Origin of the sequence: Marinobacter sp. F3R08 (genome assembly GCF_018860425.1) — a bacterium.
Classification (GTDB): Bacteria; Pseudomonadota; Gammaproteobacteria; order Pseudomonadales; family Oleiphilaceae; genus Marinobacter.
Genome location: NZ_JAHKPI010000008.1, coordinates 48235 through 68378, shown reverse-complemented (window position 1 = coordinate 68378; position 20144 = coordinate 48235). Strand labels below are relative to the sequence as shown.

The window sequence follows — 20144 nt, the reverse complement described above, 5'->3', positions numbered from 1 at the left end:
ATGATGGCGGTTTTTTTTATGCCTGTGTTTTCCGCTGATAGCTTCAGCGTGGTAATCGGCCCCGGAAGGGGTGCAGTACTTTGAGTACTTCGCGAAACAGCTTCGGGTTTGCGACGACTAACTGGCGGGCATTACCGGTGGATGGATTGCCTGAGAAATCGCCGGTGAGTGCGCCGGACTCCATGGCCAGCGTGACACCCAGATCGACGTCTGCTGCCTCAGGGCGGAAAATGATTGCTGCATCCATCAGGCCGGCGGAAACCCGTGCGATATCCAGTACCACGCAGCCGGATGTGCGGAACATTCCGGAATCCCGAGCCAGAACGGCAGCCATTTCTCCCCAGAGCAGAGGGTCTTCGCTCTTGCGAGCCTGGTCCAGGAGGTTGGTGGCGATGGCGGCTTTCTCGGTCAGTTTGATACCCGAGGCGCGAACGCGACGGCTATTGAGAGCAGCACCATGGCCACGGCTTGCCGAGTATTCTTCGCCCGTAACGGGGTTCACCAGCAGAAGGTTCTCGGTGCGGTTGTTCTTCTTCTGGGACAGTGCCAATGCGAATTCCGGAATTCCCCGAAGGAAGTTTTCGCGGCCCAGCACAGGAAAAATGTGCCAGCTTTTTTCGCTGGTACCGGCATCCGCTTCATTAAGAGGGGCGATGCTGTGGTCCTTGTAGGCTTTCTCGAGCTGTTCTGCGAAATTGTCGTAGATGGATTGCTCGACCCGCTCCAGTTGACGACGGCGTTCCTGGTCGTCTTTGCCGGTGGGTTCCTGGCGCTCGAAGTGGGCTTTCAGATAATCGGACCCCTGACGCGCGACGCGCAGGGCCATTTTAATAGCTGGTTGCATCTGAGTGTTCATTATCCGGGTGTGTGAAGGCCGGCTATGATAGCAAAAGATCACCCCGCTTGTATGTTTTTTGACTCAGCAATAGCACGGATAACCAGAGGTTACGGGTTCTCCGGAGGGGCAGGACCCGGGTGCTTTCTGCTATGATAGCCGGCCTGATCAATAACATTGGGTCTGCTAACAATGCACAAAAGCGCACTTCCACAGGAAGGGACGGAGACATTCCGGGAGAACATCCGGATCGTCCTTGTCGAGACATCCCACTCGGGCAACATCGGTGCTGTGGCTCGCGCCATGAAAAACATGGGGTTGGGAAATCTTTGGCTGGTTAACCCCAACTCCTTTCCGGATGAGGCGTCCTACGCCCGCGCTGCAGGCGCCTCAGACGTGCTTGATGGCGCGCAGGTAGTCCCGACTCTGGATGAGGCGTTGGCGGATTGCGTGTTGGTTATGGGTACAAGTGCTCGGGGACGGAAGGTTCCATGGCCGGTCTGTGCGCCACCTGAGGCTGCAGCCGCGGCGTCCGGTCACGCTGAGAGCGGGCCTGTGGCGCTGGTATTCGGTCGGGAAAATCATGGGTTGAGTAACGATGAGTTGCAGCGTTGCCACTATCATATTCATATACCGTCCAACCCGGATTACAGCTCCCTGAATCTGGCCATGGCAGTGCAGGTGATGTGCTATGAGTTGCGAATGTATTATTTGCGCAGCCTTGAAGGCGGGGAAGGGAGCCCATACCTTAAGTCGATGATCAGGCCGGGTGATGAAGGTTGGGATGTGCCGGCCGCAAAAGTTCAGGATGTGGAAGGGTTTTTCGGGCACCTGGAACAGATGTTGATCGATGTGGACTTTCATCGACGGGAGAATCCGCGGCAACTCATGACACGCCTGCGGCGCCTGTTCCAGCGCGCGAGGCTGGATCAGATGGAAATCAATATTCTCCGAGGCATCCTCACGGCCGCCCAGAAGGCGGCAGGTGCCGGGAGAAACAGCAAATCAATCGAGGCCGGCACAGAGGCTTCGGAACAGGACAATGGCCATGTTTGAGCGTTTGCGGGAAGACATTAACAGCGTTTTTCACCGGGATCCTGCCGCCAGGAATACCTTTGAGGTCCTGACCAATTATCCGGGTCTGCATGCGCTGCTCTTTCACCGTTTTTCTCACTGGCTGTGGGGGCTGGGGCTCAAGTGGCTGGCACGCACAATTTCAACGATCGCCCGCTGGCTGACCGGTATTGAGATACATCCGGGTGCAACCATTGGCCGTCGATTCTTTATTGACCACGGCATGGGTGTCGTTATTGGTGAAACCACCGTTATTGGTGATGATGTCACGCTTTACCAGGGGGTTACTCTTGGTGGGACTAGCTGGAATAAGGGGAAGCGTCACCCGACGATCGGTAACGGTGTGGTGGTCGGGGCCGGCGCCAAGATCCTTGGCCCCTTTGACGTGGGTGAGGGTGCCAAGATTGGCTCAAATTCAGTAGTCACCAAGGCGGTACCCGAGGGTGCGACCGTCGTTGGCATTCCCGGAAGGGTCATTGTAAAGCGTCAGGACGAAGACGATGTCCGTCGCAAAGAAATGGAAGAGCGGATGGGCTTCGACGCCTATGGTGTCACTGAAGAAATGCCGGATCCGGTTGCCCGGGCCATGCGGTCTTTGCTCGACCACATGCACGCGGTAGACGACCGCATTGAGACTATGTGCAAGGCTTTGCGTAAGGTGAATAGCGACTACCAGAATGGCGAGTTGCCGCCTCTGCAGGAGGAAGATTTCGATTGTGTCAGGGACGACGAAGAGGTCCGTCGCTGAATACTTGACTGAAATAGTTGGTTAATCCATACTCTGGACTGCTTTTCGAGATTCAATCCCGTCACGGGGCTGGCACTATGAAGTTGACCACCAAAGGCCGCTATGCTGTTACGGCAATGCTGGACCTGGCTCTCCATGGGGGCGAGGGGCCGGTGAGTCTGGCCGATATTTCGGCTCGCCAGGAAATCTCACTGTCCTATCTGGAACAACTTTTCTCACGTCTCCGCCGTCAGAAACTGGTTATCAGTATTCGTGGCCCGGGGGGCGGTTACAGACTAAGCCGCCCTGCGGCAGACCTGTACATCGCCGAAGTCGTTGACGCCGTCAGTGAATCACTGGATACCACGCGTTGTGGTAACAAGGGCGACTGCCAGAACGGCGAGAAATGCCTGACTCATCATCTCTGGTCCGATCTTAGTGACCAGATTCATCAGTTCCTTAGCGAGATCAGTCTCGGAGATCTGATGCGAAAGCATGAAATTCGCCAGGTTGCGGATCGGCAAAATCGCCTCCAATCCGACAACGGCTCTGAAACCATCAACACCGAACGCCTGTCTGATCAGGCGCCGGCCTGATACCAACAAGTTCCCGGAACCCATGAAAAAGCCTGTTTATATGGACTACGCGGCCACGACGCCCGTTGATCCTGCTGTTGCTAATGAAATGATGAAATACCTGACTCTGGACGGTGTATTCGGAAACCCTGCATCCCGAACCCACGCTTACGGCTGGCAGGCGGAAGCCGCTGTGGAGACGGCGCGCAAGCAGGTTGCGGAGCTGATCCATGCGGATCCTCGCGAGATTGTCTGGACCTCAGGTGCCACAGAATCGGATAACCTCGCGCTCAAGGGTGCTGTAGCAGGTCGCCAGGGTGTTCATGTGGTTACTTCAAGAATTGAGCATAAAGCGGTTGTCGATACCTGCAAGTGGCTGGAGGGCCAGGGTGTCGAAGTGACCTGGCTGAATCCTGCCGCAGACGGAACGATTGCCTGCGACCAGGTAATGGATGCGCTCCGGGACAATACCGTGCTGGTCAGCCTGATGTTGGTCAACAATGAGCTCGGATCCATTACCGACGTGGCCTCTATTGGTTCCGAACTCAGGAAGCGAGGCATTCTGTTTCATGTAGATGCAGCCCAGGCCGCCGGGAAGATGCCGGTGGATGTCACCTCTATGCCGGTGGACCTGTTGGCGCTGTCCGGGCATAAGGTGTACGGGCCGAAAGGGGTGGGTGCTCTCTATGTGAGGCGGTCTCCGGACGTTCGTATTGAAGCCTGTATTCATGGGGGTGGGCATGAGAGAGGAATGCGCTCCGGAACCTTGCCCACTCATCAGATTGTGGGTATGGGTCAGGCTTTCGCCCTGGCTCGGGCAGAACTTGAGCAGGAGATGGCAAAGCTGGAAGCGCTCCGTGAGGCTTTCCTCGAGGGGCTTAGCTCTCTGGACGGTGTCAGTCTCAATGGCAGTGTAACCCGGCGTGTCCCGGGCATTGTGAATCTTTCCTTTGAGGGCGTTGAGGCTGAATCCCTTATGCTGGGGCTCCGCGATCTGGCTGTCTCCTCCGGTTCCGCCTGCGCCTCGGCCACTGTAGAGCCTTCTTACGTACTTTGTGGCATCGGTCTGAGTGATGAGCAGGCCCATAGGGCATTGCGATTTTCCTTCGGCCGCTTCACTACAGAAGAAGAAGTGGCCTTCGCCAGTTCGCAAATCGTTGATGTTGTTAGCCGCCTCCGTGCAGTGCGGTAGGAAGTTTGCCCCGGACTGCGTATAATCGCAGGCCAGAAATTTTACCATCCACAAACTGGAGAAAGACCATGGCAACTGAGCGCACGCTCTCTATTATCAAGCCCGACGCGGTAGCAAAGAACGTGATCGGCGAAATTTACAGTCGCTTCGAAAAAGCCGGCCTGAATATTGTTGCTGCCAAAATGATGCACCTGACCCAGGAGCAGGCTGAAGGCTTCTACGCCGAGCACAAAGAGCGCCCGTTTTTTAATGATCTGGTTGCCTTCATGACCTCCGGTCCGGTGGTTGTCCAGGCTCTGGAAGGCGAAGGTGCCATTCTTAAAAACCGCGATCTGATGGGTGCGACCAATCCGAAGGAAGCGGATGCCGGCACTATCCGTGCGGACTTTGCATCTTCTATCGATGCCAACGCGGTTCACGGCTCTGATTCCGCGGCTTCCGCTGAGCGCGAAATCGCTTATTTCTTCAATGACAACGAGATCTGCCCGCGGGGCTGATCTGGTTGATTGGAGGCGATCATCCGGTCGCCTCCGAATTGGTTATCTGATCGAGGTTATGAAATGACAGCGGCCGCTGAAAAAACCAATCTTCTCGGGATGCCGAAAGCGAAACTGGAGGCTTTCTTTGATTCCCTTGGAGAGAAGCGTTTTCGTGCCACTCAGGTGTTGCAGTGGATACATCAGCGTGGCGCTGATGACTTCGATCAAATGACCAATGTGAGCAAGGCGCTCCGGGAAAAGCTCAAGCTGGTGGCTGAAATTCGGGGTCCTGAGGTGGTCTACGACGAAACGTCCAAAGACGGCACCCGCAAGTGGGTAATGCGGATGGACAATGGCAACAGTGTTGAGACCGTGCTGATTCCGGATGGCGAACGGGGTACGCTCTGTGTTTCCTCCCAGATTGGCTGTAGCCTGGATTGTACCTTTTGCTCCACGGGAAAACGTGGCTTCAATCGCAACCTCACGGCGGCGGAAGTCATCGGCCAGGTGTGGGTTGCGCGCAAGGCCTTTATGCCGTTTGAGCCGGGTCCGGACCGACCGATTACCAATGTGGTAATGATGGGCATGGGCGAACCATTGCTTAATTTCGACAATGTCGTCGATGCCATGAATCTCATGATGGAAGATCTGGCTTACGGGATATCCAAACGTCGGGTTACTCTTAGTACATCGGGTGTGGTGCCGGCGCTGGATCGACTGGCGGAAGTTACTGATGTTTCACTGGCCATTTCTCTGCACGCCCCCAATGATGAGTTGCGTAACAAGTTGGTGCCGCTTAATAAAAAGTATCCGATCGCGGAGCTGTTGGCCGCAACCAAGCGCTACTTTGCGCGGTTGCCCGACAAGCGCAAGGCGACAATCGAGTATACCGTTATTGAGGGTATGAACGATCAACCGGAACACGCTCGCGAGCTTGCAGTGCTGTTGCGGGATTTACCATGCAAGATCAACCTGATTCCGTTTAATCCCTTCCCGGAGAGTGATTTCCGGAGGCCGAGCATGAACGCGACCCGACGGTTCCAGACCGTTCTGAATGAGGCTGGTTACATCACCACGATCAGGACAACCAGGGGTGACGATATCGATGCAGCCTGTGGTCAGTTGGTGGGGCGGGTTGAGGACAGAACCCGGCGAAGCCAGAGGTATATTCAGGTGCAGCAGGTCAATCCCTGAGTCAGGAACGTATTGTAGCCCATTTTAGGAAGGGGACACCCGTGATTACAATTCCAGCAAACCGACGTTTTTTCATGTTGGCAGTTATGTTGCTGACTCTGCTGGTCTCAGGTTGCGTTACCACCACCGATAGTCGATTCTCACGGGAAGCGGACCGTCAGGAAGCTCTCGACAACTATGTAAAACTTGCCACCGCTTATATTGGTCAGGGCAACCTTGAACGGGCCCGTTTTCATCTGGACAGAGCTCTGGATCTGGATCCGGGCGCACCCGGCGCGCTGGCAGCGATGGGGCTGGTGTACAACGCTGAAGGTGAGCCAGAGTTGGCCGAACGGAGCTTCAGGAAGGCAATATCTGAGGATTCAGACTTTACCCGTGCTCGGGTTTACTACGGTGCCTTTCTTTTTGGCCACGGGCGGATGGACGACGCGCGCGACCAGTTCCTCGCTGCTTCTCGGGATACCGGATATCAGGATCGCGGGTCTGTGTTTTTTAACCTTGGTATGACTGAGGAACGACTCGGTGAATTGGAGGCGGCAGTCACGTCCTATCGCCGGGCCGTAGAACTTACACGGGGCGACGCCCGTTCGCTTCTGGCGCTTTCCCGAGTCTCCGTTGAGTCCGGGAATTACAACACTGCAGCACGCTACTATTCGCGCCTGATCTCACTGATGCAAAGGGATCAGCGTCTGGTTCACTCACCGGAAAGCCTTCTTACCGGCATCCGCATTGCTCGCTATCTCAATGACGATGATCAGGAAGCGAGTCTTGCCCTTCAGCTCAAAAACAACTTTCCGGAGTCAGGCGAATATCAACAATATAAGGTGCTGATTTCTAATGGCAACTGAAAGCGCACAGCCAGAGATTAAGGAATCCGTTGGGCAAACTCTGCAAAAGGCACGGGAGAAGGCCGGTTTAAGTTCGGCTGATATTGCCTCGGCGCAACATTTACGTCCTGCGGTTATACAGGCGATAGAGGCCGGAGACTACAGTCAGATTGACAGCGAACTCTTTCTGAAAGGGTATGTCCGGGCTTATGCGGAACACGTAGGGCTGAGCGCAGATGTTGTTATTGCGGCTCTGGATCAGGAGTTGGAGCCCATTCGGCAACAACGGGCACAAGAGCAGGAAGCAAATCCCCTGGTTGATATCGAGCGCCGTAGGCGGCGAAAGCGACGATTTGCCAAGGCGCTGTTCTTTCTTGTAATTCTTGGTGTGGCAGGGTATCTGGCGTTCACGTTTGTGGTTCCTCAACAGGATGAGTCTCCCTTTGAGCCGGTAACCGACTCTGAGGCAGTACAGGACAGTCGGGACGACGCTGGCGAATCGGCAGCAGTGCCAGAGCCGGAACAAAGCGAGCCGGAAGTGATAGCCAGTTCGGAAGAGTCCGCGTCTACTGCCATGCCATCAGAGAGTGTGGCCCCAGAGGCGCAATCTGTTGAAGCGGATGCCGGCGAGCGTCAGCCCGTTGAGGATTCTGTTGCCGACGAAGATGCACGACAGGAGCCTGTCGACGTTGTCTCAGATCAGATTCCGACAGTTGTCCAGACCACGGAGCCGGTTCTGGAAAATTCCGTTGCTGTGTCCGAGGCGGACGATACTGGTCGCCTTCAGATCAGTTTCAGCGACGATTGTTGGGTTCAGGTCGTTGATGCCGCGGGTAACCGTATGGTGAATTCACTTCAACGTGACGGAGGGCAGATTGATGTTGCCGGACCGGCTCCGCTACGGGTTGTTATTGGCGCAGTTAATGCGGTCGAATCCATTCGGTTCCAGGGGGAACCTCTGGACATCGATGGTTATCAGGTTATCAACAACCGGTCAGAATTTACTCTGACACTCTGAAACTCGATCAAATTTCTATATCGGTCAGTAAGACATGAAACAGGATTCCCCGATTATCAGACGCAAATCTCGCCAGATCATGGTGGGTAACGTTCCTGTGGGTGGTGATGCCCCCATAGCGGTGCAGAGCATGACCAACACCAATACCTGTGATGTAGAGGCCACGGTTGGCCAGATTAGCGCGCTCCAGGAGGCGGGTGCTGACATCGTGCGGGTTTCTGTTCCATCCATGGACGCCGCAGAGGCTTTCGGAAAGATTCGTGAACAGGTGTCTCTCCCGTTGGTCGCTGATATCCACTTCGATCACAAGATCGCTCTGAGGGTGGCGGAACTCGGTGTGGACTGTCTTCGGATCAACCCGGGCAACATAGGTCGCGATGATCGCGTCAGCGCGGTTATCAGTGCCGCTCGGGATGGCAACATTCCAATTCGTATTGGTGTAAATGCCGGATCTTTGGAAAAGTCCCTGCAGCGCAAATACGGAGAGCCCACGGCAGACGCGTTGGTAGAATCAGCCATGCGCCACATTGACATCCTGGACCGTCATGACTTTCAGGATTTCAAAGTCAGTCTGAAAGCATCAGAAGTGTTCATGACGGTAGATGCCTATCGCAAAATTGCCCGGCAGATTGAACAGCCTCTGCACCTTGGTATCACCGAGGCAGGTGGCTTGCGTTCCGGTACGGTCAAGTCATCGGTGGGTCTTGGCATGCTTCTGATGGATGGCATCGGCGACACGATCCGGGTATCACTTGCCGCAGACCCGGTTCAGGAAATCAAGGTAGGCTTTGATATTCTCAAGAGTCTTCGCCTTCGAAGCCGAGGTATCAATTTCATTGCCTGCCCCAGTTGCTCTCGTCAGAACTTCGATGTCATCCAGACGATGAATGATCTGGAATCTCGGCTTGAGGATGTGAACGATTCTCTCGACGTTGCGATCATCGGGTGCATCGTCAACGGACCGGGTGAAGCCAAAGTGGCGGATCTCGGACTCACCGGAGGCAGCCCCAGAAACCTCTTCTACATGGCGGGCAAACCGAATCAGAAGCTGGATAATGCAACATTGACAGAAGATCTGGAGCGTCTGATTCGAGAGGAAGTGGCACGTCGCAAGGAACAGGAAGATTCGATCATTGCCCGTTCGGACGACTGATCGTTTTCATTTCCGGGCATAATCATCCAGACAGAGTTTAAGGGTTAACATTGGCAAAGATTCAGGCAATTCGCGGGATGAACGATATCCTGCCGGAGCAGACGCCGGTATGGCAGTTCGTGGAAGCTACGGTTCGTCGGGTTCTGGCCCAGTACGGCTACCAGGAAATCCGGATGCCGATTGTGGAGCAAACCGATCTGTTCAAGCGATCGATCGGTGAAGTTACCGACATTGTCGAAAAGGAAATGTACACCTTTGAAGACCGTAACGGTGACAGCCTGACATTGCGTCCCGAGGGCACGGCTGGCTGTGTTCGGGCGGCAGAGGAGCACGGTCTGCTGTTTAACCAGACCCGCCGGCTCTGGTATACCGGTCCGATGTTCAGACACGAACGTCCGCAAAAAGGGCGCTATCGTCAGTTCCACCAGATTGGCGTGGAATGTTTCGGTATGAGTGGCCCTGATGTTGATGCCGAGTTACTGGTATTGACTGCCAGACTCTGGAAAGCGCTGGGGCTTGAAGGGCATACCCGACTTGAGATCAATTCGATCGGTACGTCCGAGTCTCGCCGGGTTTACCGTTCGGCACTGGTGGACTATTTAAGTCAGTTCAAGTCAGATCTGGATGCTGATAGTCAGCGTCGTCTGGAATCCAACCCACTGCGAATCCTGGACAGCAAGGATGCCTCCACTCGCAGAATCCTGGAAAACGCGCCCTGTCTTGACGACTATCTTGACGAGGAATCCCGTGAGCATTTTGACCGGCTGAAAGCACTGTTGGATGCCGCAGGCGTGAGTTATTCGGTGAATCCGGCGCTGGTCCGGGGTCTCGATTATTACGGCAAGACGGTTTTTGAATGGATAACCGACAGCCTTGGTGCACAGGGCACTGTGTGTGCAGGCGGTCGGTATGATGGGCTTGTGGAACAGTTGGGCGGCAAGCCGACTTTCGCGGTTGGCTTCGCAATGGGCCTTGAGCGGCTTATTCTGCTGCTGGAAACACTTGAGCTGGTTCCGGATTATGTGAACAACAATGCTGATATCTACGTGACGGCAATGGGTGAGGGGGCGTTGGCTCCGGCAATGCAGCTGGCTGAAAAACTGCGTGCAGCTTTGCCGGATCGGGTGGTCGTTTCCCATTGTGGTGGCGGAAGCTTCAAGAGCCAGATGAAGAAAGCTGATCGTAGCGGCGCAAGCTATGCGGTGATTCTGGGCGAGAACGAAGTAGCTAACGGAACTGTCGGACTGAAGCCCTTGCGTGCTGATGAACCACAAATCGAGGTTGCCCAGGATGAGCTTGCCGACACTTTGTCCGCAGCACTGGCCAGCTGAATCTGACCAAATTTACTGATACAAAAGCAAAATTCGACTACAGGAGTCCTCATGGCAGAGTTGCGCACCGAAGAAGAACAGATCCAGGCAATCAAGGACTGGTGGAAAAAGAACGGCAGTTCTCTGCTGATCGGCATTGGTGCGGCCCTGGCCATTGTGTTCGGTTGGCAGGCTTGGCAGAACCATCAGGCCGAGCAGCGTACTGAGGCGGCGAACCAGTTCGCCAACCTTCTGAACGCCTTTAGTGATCAGGCTGATGAAACCAGCGGCGAGACAGTCGCGTTTGTGGCGCAGACTCTCAGGGATGATTACTCGGACAGTGCCTATGCGGTATACGGCAACCTGATTCTCGCCCGTCAGCAGTTGATGCAGGATGGAGATGCTCAAGCTGCGGTTGACTCTCTTGAGTGGGCTCTGGAAAAGACCGGTGAACTTGAGGCACTGGCGCTTGTGGTCCGCAACCGTCTGGCGCGTGCCCAGTTTTCTGCAGGTCTGTACGATGAGGCCCTGGCCACCATCGATGGCGCTGGTTCTGCCGATTCATTCGATGCCATGTACTCCGAGCTCCGGGGCGATATCTTGCTGGCGAAGGGCGACCGTGAAGCTGCCCTTGAAGCGTATTTGACTGCTCGAGAACAGGGTCAGCAAGGTCGTAGCGGTGTTCTGGAACTGAAACTGGCAGACCTCGGCGTCGGGGAGGATGCCTGATGCCCGTTTTCCGAGACAGGTTCTCAAAACGCGGACTGTTTCTGGGACTCGTTCTCCTTGGTGTACTCGGTGGCTGCAGCAGCACGGACACGTTTGAACAACCTGCTCCGGTTCCTGACATTAACGTGTCCGCTGACTTTGAAAGAGTCTGGAGCATGTCCGTAGGTGATGGCCATGACGGTGAGTTTCTCTACCTGGCACCATTGAATGCCGGAGATATTATTTACGCCGCTTCAGCAGACGGTGAGCTTTACGCCGTGGCATCGGATTCGGGTAAGGTCATCTGGGAATCGGAATTCGGAGATCGCATCTTTTCCGGTCTGGGTGGTGATGGGCAGTATCTTTACCTGACCACCGAAAATGCAGACCTGGTAGCCCTGTCCCGGGAGGATGGCTCCGAGGTTTGGCGCCAGGCATTGCCAACGGAGGTGCTATCGGCACCACAGTCTAATGGTTCCCTTGTGGTCGCCCAGACGACGGATGGCAAAGTATTGGGTTTCAGCGTCACCAATGGCGAAAAGTTATGGCAGTACGATGGTACCGTTCCCGTTCTGTCCATACGGGCAGCTGCGCCTCCCCTGGTCGGTGGTGATGTTGTTATCACATCCTTTGCCAGTGGCAAACTGATCGCACTGGCAGCAGCTTCAGGGCAACCCATGTGGCAGTATGAGGTGGGCCAAGCCCAGGGCCGTACAGAACTTGAGCGGTTAGTAGACGTGACAGGGCAGCCCCTTGTGATCGATACGGCCGTTATGGTGGTTGGCTATCAGGGCAAACTTGCCCTTGTTGATATCCGAACGGGCCAGGAGATATGGAGTAAGAAGGCATCGAGCCTTTACTCACCGATGATCGGTGACGGGCAGATCTATCTTGCTTCAGCCAATGGAGACATTGTTGCTCTGAGAGGCTCGGATCGTCGGGATATGTGGACCCAGGACCGTCTTGCATGGCGCCAACTCACCCAGCCGATGGTTTATCAAGACTATCTGGTGGTAGGTGATTTCGAAGGCTACCTGCACGCCATTGACCGGGAGGATGGAAGGCTGGTCGGGCAACTGGAGTTTGACGATGAGGGTATCCGCGTACCGGCACAGCGCCTTGCCAATGGTAACCTGCTGGTTTTTGGCAACAGCGGGAAGATGGCCGTATTTCAGGTTAACCCGCAGGATTGATTCCGTATTATGACCCCAGTAATTGCCCTTGTCGGCCGTCCTAACGTCGGCAAATCGACGCTGTTTAATCAGATGACCCGTTCCAGGGATGCCCTGGTTGCGGATTTTCCGGGTTTAACCCGTGATCGCAAATACGGTGAGGGCAGCTATGAGGGCCAGCGCTTCATCGTTATTGATACCGGCGGCCTTACCGGTGACGAGCAGGGCCTGGATCTGGAAATGGCCCGGCAGTCCATGCAGGCTGTTGAGGAAGCAGATATTGTTCTGTTCCTGGTGGACGGCCGTGCAGGGCTGACCGCCGGTGACGAACTGATCGCGGACAGCCTCCGTCGTTCAGGTAAGCAAGCTCACCTTGTTGTGAACAAGACCGACGGACAGGATCCGGATATTGCTGCGTCTGATTTTTACAGCCTTGGCTTCGAATCCACGTTCCTGATCGCTGCCTCCCACAACCGGGGTATCCGGTCGATGGTGGAAATCCTTCTGCCATCTGAAGAAGAGCGTGAAGAGGAGGATAGGGCAGATCGCTATCCAGGTATCCGCATTGGTGTTGTCGGACGGCCAAATGTCGGGAAATCAACCCTGGTAAATCGAATGCTGGGGGAAGACCGGGTGGTGGTTTATGACATGCCCGGTACCACCCGGGATAGTGTCTATATCCCCTACGAGCGGCAAGGGCATCAGTACACGCTGATAGATACCGCCGGTGTTCGTCGCCGCAAGAATGTCAGCGAAGTGGTTGAAAAGTTTTCCATTATCAAAACGCTCAAGGCGATCGATGACGCCCATGTGGTGATTCTGGTTATTGATGCCAGGGAAGGGTTGGTAGATCAGGATCTTCACCTGATAGGTTTTGTTCTGGACGCCGGGCGTTCACTGGTTATCGCAGTGAACAAGTGGGATGGCATGGATCCCGAGGATCGCGCGCGCGTGAAGGAGCAGGTTCAGCGCCGACTCGATTTTCTGGATTACGCCGATAAACACTATATTTCTGCGCTTCACGGCTCAGGAGTTGGCGTGATGTATGAGTCTGTAGCGGCCTGTTACGAGTCCGCCATGGCAAAATGGCCAACCAATCGCCTGACCGCTATATTGCAGGATGCGATTGCCCAACATCAGCCGCCAATGGTGCACGGACGCAGAATCAAACTACGGTACGCCCATCAGGGCGGCTCAAACCCGCCGGTGATTGTCGTACACGGTAATCAGGTGGATTCACTGCCAGGCGCCTACAAGCGTTATCTTGAGAATACCTTCCGTAAGGTTCTCAAGGTCACGGGTTCTCCGATACGTTTCGAGTTTAAATCAGGCGAAAACCCCTTCGCTGGTAAAGTGGACCGGTTGACGCCGCGTCAGAAGGTCAAAAAGGACAATGACGAGAAGCAGGGTCGCCGGCCCAAGAAAAAGCGTCAGAAGAGTCTGAAGCGCTGATCCCGGGGAGAGCGATGCTGCCCCGGCATCGGTAAGCCGCCTTCCATGCCCCCGTAGGTTTCGGTTTATACCCGGTGATTGCTGGCGAGCCAGGTGTCAAAATCCGACGCCGGCAGGGGGCGGCTGTAGAAGTAACCCTGGGAGAAGTCGCACTTCTCCGTCTTGAGGAAGTGAGTCTGCGCTTCTTCCTCGACCCCTTCAGCAATCACCCTCAGGCCGAGGCTGTGAGCCATATTGATAATGGCTCGAACCAGTGAGGCATCCTCAGGCTCCCTCATGACATCCTGAACGAAGGACTTGTCAATTTTAAGCGTGTCGAACGGGTAGCTTTTCAGGTAGCTGAGGGCTGAGTATCCTGTACCGAAATCGTCTACGGACAGCCGGATTCCGTTTTTGTCGAGCTGGCGCAGTATTTCGGCGGTTTCAATAGAGTTGTCGAGAATCAATCGCTCGGTGATTTCAAGTTCCAGTTGTTCCGGTGCCAGTCCACTGGTGGAAAGGGCGTTCATGACGGCCTCTGTAAAGCCTGGGTCGCGGAACTGCCGAGGTGATACATTCACAGAAATGCCAATGTCTTTTCCGCTGGCCTGTTTCCATCTCATGGCTGCGCGACAAGCCTCCTCAAGAACCCATTCTCCGATAGGGGTAATCAGTCCGGTTTCTTCGGCCAGCGGAATAAAGCGGTCGGGCATCACCATGCCCATGACCGGGTTATTCCAGCGTAAAAGAGCCTCAACAGAGCACAGCGTACCGGAGTCGGTATTCACGATGGGCTGGAAATACAGTTCGAATTCCTTCAGCTCCAGAGCCCTGCGCATGCTGGACTCCATTTTCAGGCGTTCGTGGGACACTTCCGTCATTTCTGGTGTGAAATGGGCGAACGAGCTCTTGCCCTTATGCTTGGCCTGGTACATGGCGGCGTCGGCGTGCTGCAGCAGCGTGCCGCTGTTGTCAGAGTCCGTCGGGAAGACTGCAATCCCGATACTGGTGGTTACGAACACCTCTTGACCGTTGAGAATGTAGGGCGGAGAGAAGGTTTTCAAAATACGCTCTGCCACTTGTGATGAGGCTTCCGGACCGGTAAGGCCGGGCAGGATAACCAGAAACTCATCACCCCCCAGTCGCGCCACGGTGCTGGTCCCGCGAAGGCAGCTGGAAATCCGGCGAGCCGCTTCAATAAGCAGATTGTCGCCTGCGTCGTGGCCGAGGGTGTCGTTTATGTGCTTGAAATTGTCGAGATCAAGGAACATTACGCCTACCAGCGTGCTTTCGCGGCGTGCCTGGGCGAGTGCAAGTTTGAGCCGATCCAGTGCCAGCATTCGGTTAGGCAGGCCGGTGAGAATGTCGTAGTTGGCCTGACGCAAGAGTTGCTGCTCATAACGTTTCCGGATGCTGATGTCTTCGCCCAGAATAAGGTAACCCGTGGTGCCGGCGGACTCGTCCTTTATGGGAGTAACAATAAACTGCTCCCAGAAACGTTCGCCGTTCTTGCGCACGCTGTTTACCTCTCCTTGCCAGACACCGACCCTCTGTACCTGCAAGCGGATCGATTGCCAGAGATGTCGGCTTTCCCGGTTTTCAATATCGTTGTCTCCGAGGGCGCCGGGGTGTTTACCAATAATCGATGCCGCTTCGTACCCGGTCAATTGAGTGAACTTCTGGTTGGCGAATTCAATGCGCCACTGCCGGTCGCAAATCAGAACAGAGGAGGGGCTTTGCTCTATAGCCTTGGAAAATTTGCGAATATCAGCGGCATCCTTTTGTTGCTGCTGCATATCGGCATTAAGTCGCTCGCGCATCTGATTGATGGCGTCGGTGACCCGGCTGAGCTCGTCGTTGCGGTTTGATGCCGAGTTGGGTCTGTCCAGAGTGAGCGGCCTGGAAGCAGTTTCCAGTGAAAAATCACGGGCGTAATTCGCCATGGTCGTCAGATGGCGTGCAACGAAATGCTGAAAAATCCAGATGATCAGGATCGAAACAAAAAATGTCTTCAGGAACTGGGTCAGGAGAATGACTCCCACCTTCCGCCTGAGCTCATCGTATACCCGGTCCAGATCAGCGGTTACCGTCAGCTCGCCCAGCCTGAACACTTCATCGCCCTGATGAACCAGGCTAAAGCTGTGAGAGGTGGTTTTTGCTTCCCGCGGGATATCACCCATAACGAGTTCGGAATCGGGTTCGATTCTCAGCCGAAGATGAATAACATCAGGCAGGCTGAGGATGCCTTCCAGTTGGGTCTGCAGCAGTTTCTGATCAAGGGCCCAGAGACTTCGGGCGAGACTGGATGCGTAACCAGCTTCGACTACCTGCATTCTGTTATCGATCTGAGAAAGGTCTTTTCGATAATCGGAGTAGATCTGGATAGCAGACGCCACGAGTGTAAAGGCGGAGCTGAACAGGAGAATCCAGGCCAACAGCCTGAAGGACAGGGGCGAGCCTGTTCGAAAACGTTGAAGACGCGTCGACAGTTTTGGCATGTCTTGAACTTCAGCCACCCAGACCGGTTAGGAGATCGGACAATTCCTTTGATTTCGACTATAGCAGTTGTTTCTTCAAATTACCTTGCAAATGCAGGAAAAATAGAAGGAAACATAATGCATTTCAGTATTTATGCGTACATCGGTCTTGGCAACGAGGTTGACCTGGATCAATACACCGCTGGCATGCCGTGCGTAAGCTGAATCCAGTCAAGTTAATCGCTGGAAGGAGAAGCATAATGTATATGGATGCCGTTGTAATCGCGGGTATTGTGACAGTACTTCTGATAATCGGATTTTTCGTTGGCGTGGGCATCTTTGTCATGAAAGACAGCAAAAACCACACGTATCAAGGGAAAAAAGAGGAGGGGAGCGGTCAAAAACCGATCTGACGGTGTCTGCAAGAAATTGACTTCTTTCTGCACATCAAAGTGAAAAAAATTGGCGTCCCCTAGGGGGTTCGAACCCCTGTTGCCGCCGTGAAAGGGCGGAGTCCTAGGCCACTAGACGAAGGGGACGCAACGTTTTCAACACTTTGCCTCGTCGAGGTGGCGCGTATATTAAGAGAGCGTCGGGGCAGTGTCAACGTCTTTTGTAAAAAAAATAATGGGCCCCACTTTGCCCTCATGAGCTTTGGAAGTTTCTGGTGTGGGCAATCCATTCGGGCTGAAAAGATTGTTCCGGCAGCGGTTGTTTCATCGGCCAGCTCTACCAGCAAGCGAATGGGAAAGGGCCCGCTCCAAATCGGGATACTGGAACGTAAAGCCTTCATTTGTCAGTTTGGCTGGTATCGCTTTCTGCCCTGTGAGTAGCAGGCGCGCCATTTCGCCCAGAGCGACCTTCAAGATTGATGCAGGCACAGGACATAGAGTCGGGCGGAGCAACACCTTGCCCAGCGCTCGGGTAAATTCTGCGTTGGTTGCCGGGTTGGGGCTGACAACATTAAACGGGCCTTTGGCACTTTGAGTTTCCATCATCCAGATAAGAGCCTGGACGACGTCATCGCGGTGAACCCAGGGCATGTATTGCGTTCCGGGACCCAGTCGCCCGCCAAGCCCCAGCTTGAAAGGTAGAATCATTCGTTCGAGAAAGCCCCCGCCCGGACCCGCTACCAACCCCGTCCGGGAAAAACACAACCTGACGCCAGTGTCTGCCAAAGGTTTGGTGGCGTTCTCCCAGTCTCGACAAAGCTGGTGGGTAAATTCATCGTTTGGGGGGGTATTTTCGGTTACCGTTGCGTTTCCCTGGTCCCCGTAGAAGCCGACAGCTGAACCGGAAATCAGGACCTCTGGGAGGCGTTCCCAACTGCAAATAATCTCAACGAGTGATTCTGTCACGCCTATCCGACTGTCACGTAATATTTGTTTTCGGGACTCGGTCCAGCGTTTGTCTGCAATACCTTCACCCGCAAGATTGATGACGGCATCGTAGCCTGGACTGGAGCGAAGCTGTTGGAGGTCGCAGACCGTTTCCACCCGACCACAGCTCGATTTGACGGTCTCTGCAGGTTGTCGGCTGAAAACGGTAAGTTCGTATCCGCGTGTCAGCAGCTCACGACACAGAACATGGCCGATAAATCCGGTACCTCCGGTAATCAGAATCCTTTTCGACATAAGGTGTGCTCCTGTTGCTCACTGGCCGATGAATCTGTGCTAAATGGCCCGACTCAAGGCGTTGTTTCTTCCAGTTGGTCTCTGACAATATCCCGGATCGCCTGCCCCAGAAGAGGGCTCTCTCCAATCGGGCCTGTCAGTTGAATGCTTGCGCCATGGCTTTGCTCGAGCTCTTTGATCATCTCCGGAACATCCTTGCGTAGATGCCGCCCGGCGGCGAGAAACAAAGGAATGATCGTAAACTCGGTTATGCCTTCCGTGACGCCTTCCCTGATGACCGTATCCATGGATGGTTCCGCAAGTTCCATGTAGGCAACCCGGGCACCGTCAACAGAGGCAAGGGTCGGTGCAGCCAGTTCTTCGAAGGTTGTACGCCAACGCTTGTCACTGCTTCCATGTGCCAACAGAATAATGCGGGGGCTGTTCATTGCCGCTCCTGAGGTAGTCAAATTAATAGAGCCTGTCGTAAGTTCGTAATGCTGGCCTCGGTCGGAGGCGGGACAAAACCTAAAGTAACAGGGTGACAGTGAATGTTCGATTGGAAAGAGATTCTGGATTTCTGGTTTGGTGAATTGGACCAGGATGGTTTGCCCGATAGCGAGCATAGAAACAAATGGTTCAGGTCTGATCGCAAGTTCGACCAGGAAATCCGTCGGCGTTTTCTGTCCATGGTGTTGTTTGCATCTGAGCAGGGGGTGGATCACTGGCGGGATGAGGCTGGTGGAATGCTTGCGGAGATCATCATTCTTGACCAATTTTCGCGGAATATATTTCGTGGCACTGCTATGGCCTTTGATCAGGACCGTCAGGCCAGAAAACTCTGTCGGCAAGCGATGCAGAAAGGGCAGGATATGCTGCTCCCACCCGTGCACAGGGCGTTCCTTTACATGCCCTTGCAACATTCTGAGCTTATGGCAGATCAGGACATGTCTGTGGAATGTTATGAGCAGGTTGCGCGGTCGACGCAAGGATTGGTTTCCGATTTTATGGGCAGCTTTCTTCAATCTGCCAGGGATCACCAGGCTATTATCCAGACGTACGGTCGTTTCCCTCACCGCAATAAGGTGTTGGGTCGAACATCGTCACCGGAAGAAAAGGATTATCTTGAAGGTGGGCGCCGGTTCGGTCAGTAAGGCACTCGGCGTTCCCGAACATGAAGGCTCTTGGTTGTTCAAGTAATCCCCGGATCAGGATTGGTTGCAGTGTTCGGTTTTGCTGATGTGGGATGACAAGACCTTTGAGAGGAAAAAAATGAAAAAAAGTGGTTGACGGTTTCGTCGGGATACGTAGAATACGCCTCCGTTGTCGGCAATAGCCGTTCAGCTTTGCGGGAATAGCTCAGTTGGTAGAGCACAACCTTGCCAAGGTTGGGGTCGCGAGTTCGAATCTCGTTTCCCGCTCCAGATTTTAAGAAACCCGGTCCTGAGAAGGTCCGGGTTTTTTTGTGTCCGGGCATCTACAAACTCGGCGTCACGCTGTGTGGTCAGGTATACTCAGAGCCCTGTTGCGCATCCTGACTCTCTTGGGGAGACTGCCTGTCATGAAGGTTCATTCACTGTTTGTTTATCCCGTAAAATCTCTGTCCGGAATAGAGGTTGCCGACTTCAAGACCGATGATTTCGGGCCAGTCGGGGATCGGCGCTGGATGATCGTTGATGATGAGCGCCGGTTTGTCACCCAGCGGGAGCATCCGGAACTCGCCCGTATTGTGACCCGCCTTGAAGGGGAGCAGGTAACTGTTAACATCCCGGGTGAAGGTGAATTTTCCCTGACAGCCTCGAGTGAAGAGCTTCGGGTTTTGGTCTGGCGAGATTGGGTTCAGACCCTGGTTGGCTTGCCGGAGGCCAGTGATGCGCTTAGTCGTTTTTGCGGGATTCCTGTTCGTTTCGTCTTTATGCCGGACAGCTCCTTTCGTCGCGTTGATGCGAGTCGGGTCGATGAGTACCGCCGGGTTGGCTTTGCCGACGGCTTTCCTTTCCTTGTGACCAACGTCGCTTCGCTGAAAGAGCTGAACACTCGGCTTGATGTGCCCGTGGAAATGCGAAGATTTCGTCCCAACATCGTGGTTGAGGGAGCAGGACCCTGGGAGGAAGATCATTGGCAGAGTTTGCAGATCGGCCACAATGATCTGAGCATCGTAAAGCCCTGTTCCCGCTGTGTTATGACCACTGTGGATCCGTCAACGGGCCAAAAAGATGCTGCGCTACAGCCTCTGAGGACTCTCTCAAGCTATCGCAGGACCCAGGATGGTGTGATATTCGGGCAGAACGCCCTTCATGAATCACCGGGAATTATTCGGGTGGGTGATCCCGTTATAGTTAACAAATCGGAGTAAAAC

Annotated in this window: 19 protein-coding genes, 2 tRNA genes and 1 pseudogene; 17 read left to right on the top strand and 5 right to left on the bottom strand. The window is 54.5% G+C overall.

Annotation, left to right across the window (positions count from 1 at the left end; translation table 11 throughout):
* Nucleotides 1-43: 43 nt before the first annotated feature.
* Nucleotides 44-844 carry an inositol monophosphatase family protein gene (locus tag KO499_RS02060; RefSeq protein WP_215982062.1) on the bottom strand — a complete coding sequence of 267 codons (801 nt, stop codon included), beginning with the start codon at nucleotides 842-844 and terminating at the stop codon, nucleotides 44-46.
* Nucleotides 845-1027: 183 nt separating this feature from the next.
* Between KO499_RS02060 and trmJ the strand changes: the two genes are divergently transcribed.
* From trmJ to der, 13 genes are all read left to right on the top strand, one after another.
* On the top strand, nucleotides 1028-1891 hold the full coding sequence (trmJ, locus tag KO499_RS02055; protein ID WP_215982061.1) for a tRNA (cytosine(32)/uridine(32)-2'-O)-methyltransferase TrmJ: 864 nt from the start codon (nucleotides 1028-1030) through the stop codon (nucleotides 1889-1891).
* Entirely contained in the window at nucleotides 1884-2657 is a 774-nt protein-coding gene (cysE, locus tag KO499_RS02050; protein WP_215982060.1) for a serine O-acetyltransferase, read from the top strand. Before trmJ ends, cysE begins: the two co-directional genes overlap by 8 nt.
* Before the next feature lie 77 nt (nucleotides 2658-2734).
* Nucleotides 2735-3232 carry an Rrf2 family transcriptional regulator gene (locus tag KO499_RS02045; RefSeq protein WP_215982059.1) on the top strand — a complete coding sequence of 166 codons (498 nt, stop codon included), beginning with the start codon at nucleotides 2735-2737 and terminating at the stop codon, nucleotides 3230-3232.
* A gap of 22 nt (nucleotides 3233-3254) precedes the next feature.
* On the top strand, nucleotides 3255-4403 hold the full coding sequence (locus KO499_RS02040; RefSeq protein ID WP_215982058.1) for an IscS subfamily cysteine desulfurase: 1149 nt from the start codon (nucleotides 3255-3257) through the stop codon (nucleotides 4401-4403).
* Nucleotides 4404-4471: 68 nt separating this feature from the next.
* On the top strand, nucleotides 4472-4900 hold the full coding sequence (ndk, locus tag KO499_RS02035; RefSeq protein ID WP_064228070.1) for a nucleoside-diphosphate kinase: 429 nt from the start codon (nucleotides 4472-4474) through the stop codon (nucleotides 4898-4900).
* Nucleotides 4901-4963: 63 nt separating this feature from the next.
* On the top strand, nucleotides 4964-6076 hold the full coding sequence (rlmN, locus tag KO499_RS02030; RefSeq protein ID WP_215982057.1) for a 23S rRNA (adenine(2503)-C(2))-methyltransferase RlmN: 1113 nt from the start codon (nucleotides 4964-4966) through the stop codon (nucleotides 6074-6076).
* A 74-nt stretch (nucleotides 6077-6150) separates the two neighbouring features.
* Nucleotides 6151-6924: a type IV pilus biogenesis/stability protein PilW gene (gene pilW, locus KO499_RS02025; protein ID WP_215982215.1), complete on the top strand. Its 774-nt coding sequence runs from the start codon at nucleotides 6151-6153 to the stop codon at nucleotides 6922-6924.
* Nucleotides 6914-7921, top strand: a complete 1008-nt coding sequence (locus KO499_RS02020; protein WP_215982056.1) for a RodZ domain-containing protein — start codon at nucleotides 6914-6916, stop codon at nucleotides 7919-7921. The genes pilW and KO499_RS02020 overlap by 11 nt, the downstream gene beginning before the upstream one ends.
* A gap of 34 nt (nucleotides 7922-7955) precedes the next feature.
* Nucleotides 7956-9074, top strand: coding sequence for a flavodoxin-dependent (E)-4-hydroxy-3-methylbut-2-enyl-diphosphate synthase (gene ispG, locus KO499_RS02015; protein WP_215982055.1), 1119 nt, complete (start codon nucleotides 7956-7958; stop codon nucleotides 9072-9074).
* 50 nt (nucleotides 9075-9124) lie between these two features.
* Nucleotides 9125-10405, top strand: coding sequence for a histidine--tRNA ligase (gene hisS, locus KO499_RS02010; RefSeq protein WP_215982054.1), 1281 nt, complete (start codon nucleotides 9125-9127; stop codon nucleotides 10403-10405).
* A 51-nt stretch (nucleotides 10406-10456) separates the two neighbouring features.
* The gene (locus KO499_RS02005; RefSeq protein WP_215982053.1) at nucleotides 10457-11113 is read left to right on the top strand and encodes a YfgM family protein; all 657 of its coding nucleotides are present in this window, start codon (nucleotides 10457-10459) and stop codon (nucleotides 11111-11113) included.
* Nucleotides 11113-12285: an outer membrane protein assembly factor BamB gene (bamB, locus tag KO499_RS02000; RefSeq protein ID WP_215982052.1), complete on the top strand. Its 1173-nt coding sequence runs from the start codon at nucleotides 11113-11115 to the stop codon at nucleotides 12283-12285. The genes KO499_RS02005 and bamB overlap by 1 nt, the downstream gene beginning before the upstream one ends.
* Before the next feature lie 9 nt (nucleotides 12286-12294).
* Entirely contained in the window at nucleotides 12295-13716 is a 1422-nt protein-coding gene (gene der / locus KO499_RS01995) for a ribosome biogenesis GTPase Der (RefSeq protein WP_215982051.1), read from the top strand.
* A gap of 65 nt (nucleotides 13717-13781) precedes the next feature.
* Here der and KO499_RS01990 read toward each other — a convergent pair whose 3' ends face one another.
* The gene (locus tag KO499_RS01990; protein WP_215982050.1) at nucleotides 13782-16193 is read right to left on the bottom strand and encodes an EAL domain-containing protein; all 2412 of its coding nucleotides are present in this window, start codon (nucleotides 16191-16193) and stop codon (nucleotides 13782-13784) included.
* A 239-nt stretch (nucleotides 16194-16432) separates the two neighbouring features.
* Here KO499_RS01990 and ccoM point away from each other — a divergent pair.
* Nucleotides 16433-16528 (top strand): annotated as a pseudogene (gene ccoM / locus KO499_RS19875) (cytochrome c oxidase subunit CcoM); the annotation flags it as partial.
* A 107-nt stretch (nucleotides 16529-16635) separates the two neighbouring features.
* Here ccoM and KO499_RS01980 read toward each other — a convergent pair.
* From KO499_RS01980 to KO499_RS01970, 3 genes are all read right to left on the bottom strand, one after another.
* Nucleotides 16636-16711: transfer RNA gene (locus tag KO499_RS01980), tRNA-Glu, on the bottom strand.
* 177 nt (nucleotides 16712-16888) lie between these two features.
* The gene (locus KO499_RS01975) at nucleotides 16889-17806 is read right to left on the bottom strand and encodes a TIGR01777 family oxidoreductase (protein WP_215982049.1); all 918 of its coding nucleotides are present in this window, start codon (nucleotides 17804-17806) and stop codon (nucleotides 16889-16891) included.
* A gap of 53 nt (nucleotides 17807-17859) precedes the next feature.
* Nucleotides 17860-18234, bottom strand: coding sequence for a sirohydrochlorin chelatase (locus KO499_RS01970; RefSeq protein ID WP_215982048.1), 375 nt, complete (start codon nucleotides 18232-18234; stop codon nucleotides 17860-17862).
* Between the two features lie 102 nt (nucleotides 18235-18336).
* On the opposite strand from KO499_RS01970, the gene KO499_RS01965 reads away from it, so the two are divergent.
* The 3 genes from KO499_RS01965 to KO499_RS01955 all read left to right on the top strand — a co-directional run bounded on the left by KO499_RS01965 (nucleotide 18337) and on the right by KO499_RS01955 (nucleotide 20141).
* A complete protein-coding gene (locus KO499_RS01965; RefSeq protein ID WP_215982047.1) occupies nucleotides 18337-18939 on the top strand; it encodes a DUF924 family protein in 603 nt (200 codons plus the stop codon).
* Between the two features lie 194 nt (nucleotides 18940-19133).
* Nucleotides 19134-19209, top strand: a tRNA-Gly gene (locus tag KO499_RS01960).
* 137 nt (nucleotides 19210-19346) lie between these two features.
* Nucleotides 19347-20141 (top strand): MOSC domain-containing protein, encoded by a 795-nt coding sequence (locus tag KO499_RS01955; protein WP_215982046.1) that lies wholly within the window; start codon nucleotides 19347-19349, stop codon nucleotides 20139-20141.
* The last annotated feature ends 3 nt before the right edge of the window (nucleotides 20142-20144 follow it).